Below are 9,500 nucleotides of genomic sequence, written 5' to 3'. Positions count from 1 at the left end.
GGGGACCGGAGGCACCAGGTTCCCCTGCGCCGGACGCCGGCCCCCAAGGCAAAGGGGAAGAGCAAGCGCAGTAGCCGGTCCCGCGGCCCGCAGGCTCAGCGTCCGGCGCGTGAGCCAGAGCAGGACATCGACCATCTGGTCGAGCTGATCCGCCCCCACGTGCCCGCGCTGCTGGAACGGGACGGCAACGCGGCCGTGACTCGAGTCCAGCTCAGGGAGATCATCCGCCGCGAGAAGCTCCCCGGCGGCCGAAACGACCGACTCAGCCTGGTCCTGGCAGCCCTGCGCAGCCCAAACAGCAACACGACGACAAGGAGCACCACACCATGAGGACCTGCCCGCAGTTCGCCGCCATCCGTGAGGAATACGAGCGGGAGATCGGCTATCTGAGCGCCCACTCCAGGCGGCATGCCGGCAAGCCGTCGGCGAAGGCCAGCTCGACGTACGCCGCTTCAACGAAGGCGCGGATGGCCCGGGCGCTCAGCGGCCACGTCGGACGCTGCCCCGAGTGCGGCTGACCCTGCAAACCAGCAGGTCACTCCCCCTGTCCCCCTTTGGTGGCCCGGCGCACCCCGGGCCACCGCCCCGTACCGAGAGGCATCCCGTGGTTTCCCACCCCATCCCTCCGTCGCGGCACATGGCCACCGAGACGGCTGCGTGGGCCACCGTCCTGGTCCGCCGGCACCTCGTCTACGCCATGGTGCCCGTCCCGACCGGCCAGTGGCTCGTCCAGCAGGTGCCGAACGGGCCGGTCCAGCTCCTGCACGGACCGGCCTCCGTTCTCGATCTGGCCGCCACCATCCAGCGGCAGCTCCGTACGGCGAGGCCCGACAGCCGATGACGAACCCGAACGAGAACAGCGCCACCCCGGATCCTGCTCGGGACCCCAACTCGGTCTGGGGGCGAGCAAGTTGGGGCGGAAGCGTAGCTTCCGCCAAACCCGCCCCCAAGGGGGCGGGAGAGGACCCGCACCGGGGGGCGCAGGTCCATCCGGCTTCGACCGAGGGCGGATCGAAGCCGGGGCAGGAGGAGAAGCCGACCGAGCGCCGCAGCCACCGTGAGCGTGCCGTACGCGCCCGTCAGCGCCCCCGACAGCCGCGCGAGAACAAGCGCCTGCACCAGCCCAACACCCGTTTCAACGATGAAGAGTTCGCCCTGATCAAGTCCGCCGCCGCCCGCTGTCAGCTGTCCGTCGCCGGGTTCCTCGCGCGCTCCGCGCTCGCCGCCGCCCGCGACCTCGACCGCACCAGCGCCGAGATCGCCGACGAACGCGAAGTGATCACAGCCCTGTTCGACAGCCGCCGCAAGCTCGGCTGGGCCGGCAGCAACCTCAACCAGGCCATGAAGGCCATCAACTCCGGCGCCGACGCACTCCAGCTCGAAGCCACCATCGCCGCCGTCCGCCGGGCCGCCGAGACCGTCCACGAGGCCGCCGCACAGCTGATTGCACACCGCAGCTCATGATCCCCAGCGTCAACGAGTCCGGCTCCCGTACCATCGGCCTGCTCGCCTACCTGTACGGTCCGGGCAAGCACGAGGAGCACATCGACCCGCACCTCGTCGCCTCCTTCGACGGCATGTCCCCCGACCCCGGCCGCGACCCGAACGCCACCCTCAAGGACCTCCAGCAGCTCCTCGACCAGCCCGTGATGGCCCTCCCGAAACACGCCCGGCCAGCCAAGCACGTCTGGCACACCTCCGTGCGCACGGCTGCGGACGACCGGATCCTGTCCGACGAGGAGTGGGGCGAGATCGCCCGCCGCATCGTGGCCGCCACCGGCATCGACCCCGGCGGCGGCCAGCCCGGCTGCCGCTGGGCCGCCGTACGCCACGCGGACGACCACATCCACATCGTCGCCACCTTGGTGTGCGAGGACGGCAGCCGCCCCGACGACTACCGCTCCGGCAAGCGCGCCCAGGCCGAATGCCGCCTCATCGAAAAGGAACTCGGCCTCCGCCAAGTCGCCCCCGGCGACGGCACCGCTGCCCAGCGCCCCACCAGCGCCGAGCGCCACAAAGCCGAACGCCAGGGCCGCGAGCGCACCGCGCGGGAGGAACTGCGCGAGACCGTGCGCCGCGCGGCGGCCGGCGCCACCAGCGAGACCGAGTTCTTCGACCGGCTGGCCGCCGCCGGCCTCATCATCCGCAAGCGCCTCGCCCCCTCCGGCGACCTGCTCGGCTACAAGGTCGCCCTGCCCGACGACCGCAACAAGGACGGCGAACCGGTCTTCTACCCCGGCGCCCGCCTCGCCCCCGACCTGTCCCTGCCCCGCATCCGGGAGCGCTGGTCCGCCGACACCCGCGACCAGGACCCCGCACCAGCGGATGCGCCCGCCACTGTGGCGCCAAGCGGCCCGGCCGCCGCCCGCAGACGCACGGCCTCGGCCGCGTGGACCGCGATGCTGGTCATCGAGCACGGCGACGACGCCATCGCCGCCGCGTACATCGCCGCTGCCGGCGAGGTCCTGGACGCGCTCGCGAAGACCTCCGCCGCCCACACCAGGCGCGAACTGCGCGACGCCGCCTGGGCGTTCGAGCGGGCCTCCCGCTCCCACGTGCGCGCCGAGCGCGGCCACGACAGGGCCCTGCGACAGGCGGCCCGCGACCTCGTCTACAGCGGCCCGGCGCTGGGCCGCGGCGAGGACGGCGCGACCACCGCGATGGCGATCGACATGCTGTTCTTCCTCATCACCGCCGCCGCCCACTGGCACGCGAAGAAGAACCACGCCCAGCAGGCCGCCGCCGCCCGCCAGGCCGCCGAACACCTGCGCGCCGCCTACCAGGCCGCCGCAGCCCAACCCCTCGGGGCCCTCTACCTGCGGGGCCGACGCCTCAATCGATCGTTGCGGCAGCGGCAGACGACAGTGCTGCGCGAGGCGCTACCGGAACTGGCCGAACAGATCCTCGCCGAGCCCGGCTGGCACGCGCTCGCCGCCACCCTCGCCGACGCCGAGGCCGCCGGCCACGACCCAGCCGCCCTGCTCGCCGACGCCGCGGCACGGCGGGAACTCGCCACGGCGGAGTCCGTCAGCGACGTCCTGGTGTGGCGGCTGCGCCGGGCAGCGGACCTGCCCGCGGATACCACCGGCATGGTGCCCGACGCTCACACCGCACAGCGCTCGGCACAGCGCACCGGGCAGCACATCCCCGGACAGGCCCGACCTGGGCGCGGCCGGTCGTGACTGTGGACTTTGTGAATTGAACAGGTCAGCGGACTTCGGGCACGATCATGACGCGTGCAGGACGAGATGAGGGAGGACACCGGGTGTTTCACCGGATACGACGCCGCCGCGCGGAAGAGGAAGAGTTCAGCGAGGTGCAGCGCCGGGCGTACGAGGCGTGGCTGCAGATGGCCGACCAGGTGCCACCGGTCCTGCAGATGCAGCAGGAGCATCAGCCCGCTGAGCCGGCGCCGGTTGTGGACGACTTCCTCCCGCCGGAGCTGCGCGTCCCCAGCCACGACCAGCTCGACGGCCGGGTGATGCCCTGGCCGTGGCCCGTCGTCCTGGACGGCGAGGTCGTTACCTGCGCCGAGTGCGGCGCCTACCGCGAGTGGCTCATACTCTCCACCCACGACCAGGTCTGGCTGCGCTGCCAGGCCGGCCACCAGCAGCACGAGACCCGTCTCGACACCGCGTGGTTCAACCGGCACTCCGGACCCGGAGATGCCATCCACGCCACGTTCGAGGACTGCCTGCGGCACCTCGGCCACCGCTGACCGCCACTCCTTCGACCCCTTCTCGGGCCCACGGGCCCGCACTGTCCAACCGTCACCGAGCACCAAGGGGTCGTTCACCCATGCGCGTTCGCCTCACCCTCACCGCCCTCGGCCTCACCGCCGCCGCCCTCACCCTGCCCGCCTGCTCCGCCGGTACCAGCAAGGCGAAGTCCACCTCCCCGTCCTCCGCCCCCGCAGGCCACCCGGCCACCACCAAGCAGAGCGACGCCCCGCTGTCGTCGGCCGCGCTTCAGCCCCGCCTGCTCGACGAGAGCGACCTCGGGTCCGACTACACCCGCAAGCCGGAGGACACCTCCAGCCACGACGACGTCACCGTCACCGGCTGCCCCGCCTTGGAGAAGCTGGGCGGCGACGCGGCGGCCGGCGGCTCCCTCGACTTCCCCAACAAGGCGAAGGTGTCCTTCACCTACACCGGCGGCAGCGCCGGTTCGGAGGTCTCCGAGGAGCTGTACAGCGACACCTCCACGAAGCTGTCCGACGGCATCGATCGGATCTTCGACGCCATGACCGGCTGCCCGACCTACCAAGTCGTCTCCGGCAGCGCCGCCATCAATATCACGTCACAGAAGACGACCGCGCCCCGGCTCGGCGACCAGCAGTGGAGCCAGCTGATGACCTTCTCTTCCGGTGGGCAGGACAGCCTCGTCAAGCAGACCGCGATACGTGAGGGAAGCCTGCTCCTGATCGTCTCCGGCCCGCCGGCCCTGGTCGACCAGCATCTCGGCAAGGCTCTCGCCAAGGCGACAGCGACTCGCTGACGCGCTCGCAACGGCGCCCTCGACCACCACGGTCGAGGGCGCCGGGCTCTGTCGCAGCTGGCGTCACATACTGCCGTCACGCTCCGAACCCCTTAGCGCACCGGCAAACACAGCAGCAAAGCCCGCCCTTCCCGGAATCGGGGAGGGCGGGCTTCATGCGTCGGGTCAAGGGCGGACACCGGCGTTCAGCCGGCCGGGGCGCGCAGGAGCCGGTCCCGGGTGCTCTCCGGCAGCACCCGGCGCAGGACCGGTGCGGTCGAGCTGAGCGAGGCGGCGAACGCGGCGACCAGGTCGTGCGGGACGCTGGCTGCGAAGGACGCCGCCCACAGGCACTGCGTGCCCAGCGCGGGCTCGGCCCATGCCTGCCATCCGACCGGTCCCGCAGCGTCGTTCTCGGCGACCAGGGTGCGCGGGTCGGCGTCCTGGATGAGGGGCGGGACCTCGCCGAGGCTGAGGTGGGAGGTGAAGGTCGGGTCTATCGCTGCCGCGTGGGGCTGGTCGATGTCGCGGAGCCAGCCGTGGGCGGTGACCGCGTCGAGGACCAGCTCGGGCCCAGCGAAGGACACGGTGGGCTGGTCCCGGGCATCGAGCGCGACGAGGAAGTCGGTGAGGACCTCGCCGGGGACGTCGGGGGTGAAGTAGGCCGACCACTGCGCGAGCGGACTGTTGGTATCGGCGCGGGCGCAGACCTGCCAGGCGATCGGCAGTTCGCCGAGGTGGAACGGCTCGTCCGCCAGGACCCACTGGGCCCACCGGAGGGTGTCGGGGCTGATGTGGAGGACGGTGCTGCGCAGGACCTGACGGTCCTCCGGCGCCTCGTCAGGTTCCTGGCGCCCGCGGACGATCGCAAGGCTCGACCAGCCAAGGCCGGCGAGCGTATCGGCGACGGAGTCGTAGAGGCGTCCGTCGTCCCCGGCCAGGTGCCGGGGACCGACCCAGTACGCGCGCTGGGCGCTGTTGCTGGCCGGCGGATCGAGGGGAATGTCGGGGTTCAGGGGCGCCTCCAAGGGCTCGGTGCCGGTCTACTTGCCGCGTGCGGTGCGGCGTTCCCGGCGAGGGGGTGCCTGGACGGGAGAGTGCCAGGTCAGGGCGACGGCGACCTCGGGCGGCAGATGACCGAGCTGGGCGTCCGGCTCCCGGCCTTCGGCGAGGTACACGACGGGCTGCCCGGTCTCGTCCACGGACTGCACGACCTGCGCCAAGCGGTGTGCCATCGGGAAGAAGGGATTCATGGCCTGGCGGACCGGGGCACTCCGGTCGCAGCCGGACAGCAGGTCGATGAGATCGCCGACAGTCATCTCCGGGGTCGTCACGAACAGCCTCCTGAGGTAGAGGGAAACGGGGAGCAGTGGAACCGTTCGGCGGGCGGCAGACAGACGACCGCGTGCGGGGCGGGGGCTACCTGTCGGTGTCCGCGCTCTCATAGGGGGCGTGAGGTCTCCAGCACGCGCGCCACGGCGGCGGCGACGATGTCCGCCGGCGTCTCGGTGTCGAACGACAGGTGGTAGCCACGCACCTTGGCCGTGCCGGTGACGGCGATCTTCCATCCCTCGCCGTCCGTGCCGGGGCGGCCGAGCGGGAACCAGCCGAGGTAGAACCGGCCGTCCTTGGAGCTGACGTGCACGTCCGCGCGGTCATCCACGATCAGGTGGAAGTCCTCCGCGGAGAACTGGTCCATGACCAGCGTGGGCTGGCCAGGACCGAGCTGCCACTCGCGCAGCCGCAGGGCCTCGACGGTGGTGGAGAAGCCCGGGCTCACGGGAGCTACGGTCACGGCGATCACCTCTCTGACCTGCTACGTTCCGGGGAAGGTCGTCTAGGTTCACATGGCCCTGCCCGCAGTTCCAGTCATTCGTGGATCTTTCTCGTCTGCCACCGGCGAACTGCGAGATCCGCCCTCGCCGTACCGCACCTGCCCCGGGCCGTCGGCAGCGAGGACGCAGGGCACCGACAGCTCGCGATCATCGGCGCCAGGGCGCGTTCAGAATCTGAACACCAGCCGTGCTCAGACTCTGAGCACTCCACGCGTTCAGTTTCTGAGCAGACCGGCCTCTCCCTTGGACGGATCAGCCGGCCAACACGGAACCCCTGGGAGCCTCCAACCCCGCCCGTCTCACTTCCTCCTCGCTCCCCCCAGACGACACGCGGCGCCGGAGGCATGGAACGAAATGACCAGGGCACGCAAAAATCCCGAGAGGCGAAACCTCTCGGGAGCTTGTTCCTGGCTTGCGGCAACGAGTGCGGGGCGACTCGAAGGGAGTCGCCCCGCTGCTCTAACCGTCCTGCCTGTCGATGTACGCGACGGCACTCATCCTGAGGCCGAACGTACCGGCGAGTCCTGCGGCGCTCGATGTCTGAGTCCCGTGTTTAGACCTGGTCGGGCTCGTCGTTCGGGACGTCATCGCGAGTGCCACGCCGGCGTGCGGCGACGACCGCAGCGCCTCCGGCGACGAGTAGGAGGCCGGCGCCGCCCAGGAGCCAGGGGGTGGCGTCGGCACCGGTGTGGGCGAGGGTGCCTTCGGGCGTGGGTGCCGTGCTACTCGACGGCGAGGCGTTATCGGCGAGCGGGCTGCTGGAAGCGGATGTGGACGGCCAGGGTGTGGTGGCGGGTGCCGTCGGCTTGACCGAAGGCTTGTCCGGTGCGGTCGTGCCCGGCGTGGTCCTGCTCGGCGATTCCGACGGCGTGGTCGGCTGTTCCTTCGCCGTGTCTGTGAGGGTGACGGTGACCGGGGCGCCGGGCTTGGCGGTGAGCTTTACCGGCTTGGCGTCGAGCTGGTAGCCGGAAGGTGCTGTGGTTTCGGTGACCGTGTAGGTGGTGCCCGTGGCGGAGGAGACCGGAAGCTGGGCGGTGGCGGTACCGTCCCTGCCCGTGGTCAGGGTGACCGGGTCGCCGCTGCTGCCCGCCGGGGTGATGTTGATGACTGCTCCGGTCAGCGGCTTGCCGCTGGTCTTGTCGGCCGTCTTGATGGTGAGGGCGGCGGGCTTGAACGGGTCGGTGATCGTCAGGGGCACGGTCTGCCCAGGGGTAACGATGACGTCCTGGTCGGCGACCACGTCGAGCAGAGGGTTGCCGCTGGAGACCTCCTTGAGCCGGTAGACGCCGGCTGCCAGGCCGTTGAAGGCGAGCTTGCCGTCGGTGTCGGTCTTCCCCTGGGCCACTTCCTTCCCGGTGGTGTCGAGCAGGGTGAACGATGCGCCGGCCAGCAGGTCCCCGCCGGCATCCTTCTTGGTGATCTGGACGCCGCCGGTGGGGACGGCACTCGTGGCCGGGGTGGGCTCGTCAGCGTGAGCCGAAGCGGTCGGTACACAGGCCAGGGTGCCGGTCACGGCAGCGGCAACGACGAGGGCCGCGGTCGGCATACGGGTGCGCATAAAGAAAGGTGGCTCCTTGATCGGTGTGGAGAAGGGGTCAGCGGGTTCGGCGCGGGGCCGGGCCCGGAGGGGGCGTGGCGACCGGCGAAGAGAGAGGCGCCTGCTTTGCCCCCGTTGCCGCCGCCACGATGTAGAGGCGGTCGCGGGTGGGGAACGGGACGTCTTTCACGGTGCGGCTGACCGGCACGGTGGAGATCATCGAGATGGTGAATGCCGCAACCAGCGCGGTAGGCGTGCCGAAGGAGAACTGGGCGCGCCAGTACGGCTGATCGGGGTGTCCGCCCCAGGCCGTCCAGGTGGGAGCGTCGGAGCCGGCGTAGCGGTGCCGTACGCCGGCTAGGTCGTCGGGGGCACGGAAGAATTGCGTGCCGTCAGTCTTGACCTGGTGGCTCCAGCCGCGGGAGAGCAGCGGCGTGTACGCCTCCTGCGGCGCGGTGTCGTCCTCGAACAGCCGGTCGCGGTCGCTGTGGCGGTCTTCGAGGTAGAGGTCGAGCAGTTCGGTATGGACATCGTGGAGCAGCTCGATCGGGGTGGTGGCGTCGAAGGTGATCTTCCAGGTCGGCTGAGCGAACGGGACGCGGTTCGCAGCAATGGTCCACTTCCCCTTGCTGAACGTGTCCGAGGGGACGAGTCCGGTGAACAGGCGCAGGCAGGGGCTGCTGGCGAGCGCCGGTCCCGTCCCGGGCTGGTGCAGCGACCAGTCCTCATCAAAGGGGAAAGGCCAGGCGATGTGGAGGTCGGTGGGGCCGGGGCCAGCCAGATGGCGGGGCAGGACCTTCACTTCCCTGTCCGGGCCGAGGTTGTTGAAGGGGTCGGACGACACGGGGCGCCTGTAAGGAAGGGCGCGGAGCATCTGCAGGCGTGAGCCCAAGTGCCGCGCGGGAGCTGGATATGGGGGTGAAGCGGCTGGCCGGTTCAGCGGGTGCGGCTCCCGCTGCGGGAGGGCGGCGGGGATGGCGCCTTGCGAGCAGTACGGCCCACCGTTCGGCTCGGTGCGGATGCCGTCCACGCGCCGGGGAACCAGACGGTGGTGTACTGCTCGATCGCCTCGCGCAGTCCAGCCGTGTGAGCGCCTTGCCACGGCACCCAGTCGGGACGGTCCCGGAACTCCTTGAACGTGCCGTACCCCGAGTTCTGCGGCGCTCGGCCCTGTGTCGCGTCGCGGTGGTCGAACGTCTTGTGGTCCTCGAACCGCAGGACCACAGTGTCGAGTTGGCCACAGTCCTGATGGAGGGTGGCAAGCCGCAGGCCGTCGTACTCGCCGGCGCGGATGGTCGGGGAGAAGTCGATCCGCAGCCGCAGAGGGCCAGAGGTGGGAGCGGCGTAGAAGGTGGCGCCGACGACGGTTGCCTCGGTGAAGGGGAGCTTCAGATGCTCCATGAAGAACTCTCGGGCGTGCAGGGCCACGCGGTGTCTCCGGTCGGGCAGTCAGGTGGCGGGTGGTTCAGCGTCGCGGGCCGGGAAGCGCCGGACCGCTGGTGGTGCTCCATCGCGGGACGCTTGTGGCGGGAAGCGCGGCTGGCCGTCGGGACGCCGCTCGACGGGCGGGCACGCGGCGCGGGCGCGCCCCGCCGCCGGGGGGGCGGGCGGGTTGGTCGCGGCCGGCCCCCCCCCACTCTGTTGTTGGTCCT

At 71.0% G+C, this 9,500-nt stretch carries 12 protein-coding genes and 1 pseudogene; 7 read left to right on the top strand and 6 right to left on the bottom strand.

Going from position 1 to position 9,500, the window contains the following annotated elements:
- The 7 genes and pseudogenes from ACWC2T_RS18365 to ACWC2T_RS18335 form a co-directional block, all read left to right on the top strand.
- Positions 1-330: pseudogene (locus ACWC2T_RS18365) on the top strand (hypothetical protein); the annotation flags it as partial.
- On the top strand, positions 327-518 hold the full coding sequence (locus ACWC2T_RS18360) for a hypothetical protein (protein WP_058083010.1): 192 nt from the start codon (positions 327-329) through the stop codon (positions 516-518). The pseudogene ACWC2T_RS18365 and the gene ACWC2T_RS18360, both read left to right, overlap by 4 nt.
- 119 nt (positions 519-637) lie before the next feature.
- Positions 638-841, top strand: coding sequence for a hypothetical protein (locus ACWC2T_RS18355; RefSeq protein ID WP_450671366.1), 204 nt, complete (start codon positions 638-640; stop codon positions 839-841).
- Positions 838-1,464, top strand: a complete 627-nt coding sequence (locus ACWC2T_RS18350; RefSeq protein ID WP_450671365.1) for a plasmid mobilization protein — start codon at positions 838-840, stop codon at positions 1,462-1,464. Before ACWC2T_RS18355 ends, ACWC2T_RS18350 begins: the two co-directional genes overlap by 4 nt.
- Positions 1,461-3,182 carry a relaxase/mobilization nuclease domain-containing protein gene (locus ACWC2T_RS18345; protein ID WP_450671364.1) on the top strand — a complete coding sequence of 574 codons (1,722 nt, stop codon included), beginning with the start codon at positions 1,461-1,463 and terminating at the stop codon, positions 3,180-3,182. Before ACWC2T_RS18350 ends, ACWC2T_RS18345 begins: the two co-directional genes overlap by 4 nt.
- An 83-nt stretch (positions 3,183-3,265) precedes the next feature.
- Entirely contained in the window at positions 3,266-3,718 is a 453-nt protein-coding gene (locus ACWC2T_RS18340; protein ID WP_450671363.1) for a hypothetical protein, read from the top strand.
- 80 nt (positions 3,719-3,798) lie between these two features.
- Positions 3,799-4,497 (top strand): hypothetical protein, encoded by a 699-nt coding sequence (locus ACWC2T_RS18335; protein ID WP_450671362.1) that lies wholly within the window; start codon positions 3,799-3,801, stop codon positions 4,495-4,497.
- Between the two features lie 185 nt (positions 4,498-4,682).
- Here the strand turns inward: ACWC2T_RS18335 and ACWC2T_RS18330 are convergent, their stop codons facing one another.
- The 6 genes from ACWC2T_RS18330 to ACWC2T_RS18305 form a co-directional block, all read right to left on the bottom strand.
- On the bottom strand, positions 4,683-5,504 hold the full coding sequence (locus ACWC2T_RS18330; protein ID WP_055706140.1) for a DUF317 domain-containing protein: 822 nt from the start codon (positions 5,502-5,504) through the stop codon (positions 4,683-4,685).
- A gap of 15 nt (positions 5,505-5,519) precedes the next feature.
- The gene (locus ACWC2T_RS18325; RefSeq protein ID WP_055706141.1) at positions 5,520-5,810 is read right to left on the bottom strand and encodes a hypothetical protein; all 291 of its coding nucleotides are present in this window, start codon (positions 5,808-5,810) and stop codon (positions 5,520-5,522) included.
- Between the two features lie 107 nt (positions 5,811-5,917).
- Positions 5,918-6,271, bottom strand: coding sequence for a DUF317 domain-containing protein (locus tag ACWC2T_RS18320; protein WP_055706165.1), 354 nt, complete (start codon positions 6,269-6,271; stop codon positions 5,918-5,920).
- Between the two features lie 593 nt (positions 6,272-6,864).
- Positions 6,865-7,869, bottom strand: a complete 1,005-nt coding sequence (locus tag ACWC2T_RS18315; protein ID WP_450671361.1) for a SpaA isopeptide-forming pilin-related protein — start codon at positions 7,867-7,869, stop codon at positions 6,865-6,867.
- A gap of 37 nt (positions 7,870-7,906) precedes the next feature.
- Positions 7,907-8,692: a DUF317 domain-containing protein gene (locus ACWC2T_RS18310; RefSeq protein ID WP_450671360.1), complete on the bottom strand. Its 786-nt coding sequence runs from the start codon at positions 8,690-8,692 to the stop codon at positions 7,907-7,909.
- A 92-nt stretch (positions 8,693-8,784) separates the two neighbouring features.
- Positions 8,785-9,276: a hypothetical protein gene (locus tag ACWC2T_RS18305; RefSeq protein ID WP_450671359.1), complete on the bottom strand. Its 492-nt coding sequence runs from the start codon at positions 9,274-9,276 to the stop codon at positions 8,785-8,787.
- Positions 9,277-9,500 lie beyond the last annotated feature (224 nt).

Source organism: Streptomyces sp. NPDC001393, from assembly GCF_053597455.1.
Note: the sequence above shows the minus strand (reverse complement) of the source record. Positions and strands in the feature narration are given on the sequence as shown.

Coding starts and splice junctions, on each gene's coding strand:
- ACWC2T_RS18360 (WP_058083010.1), top strand. CDS start 327: ATGAGGACCTGCCCGCAGTTCGCCGCCATCCGTGAGGAATACGAGCGG.
- ACWC2T_RS18355 (WP_450671366.1), top strand. CDS start 638: ATGGCCACCGAGACGGCTGCGTGGGCCACCGTCCTGGTCCGCCGGCAC.
- ACWC2T_RS18350 (WP_450671365.1), top strand. CDS start 838: ATGACGAACCCGAACGAGAACAGCGCCACCCCGGATCCTGCTCGGGAC.
- ACWC2T_RS18345 (WP_450671364.1), top strand. CDS start 1,461: ATGATCCCCAGCGTCAACGAGTCCGGCTCCCGTACCATCGGCCTGCTC.
- ACWC2T_RS18335 (WP_450671362.1), top strand. CDS start 3,799: ATGCGCGTTCGCCTCACCCTCACCGCCCTCGGCCTCACCGCCGCCGCC.
- ACWC2T_RS18315 (WP_450671361.1), bottom strand. CDS start 7,869: ATGCGCACCCGTATGCCGACCGCGGCCCTCGTCGTTGCCGCTGCCGTG.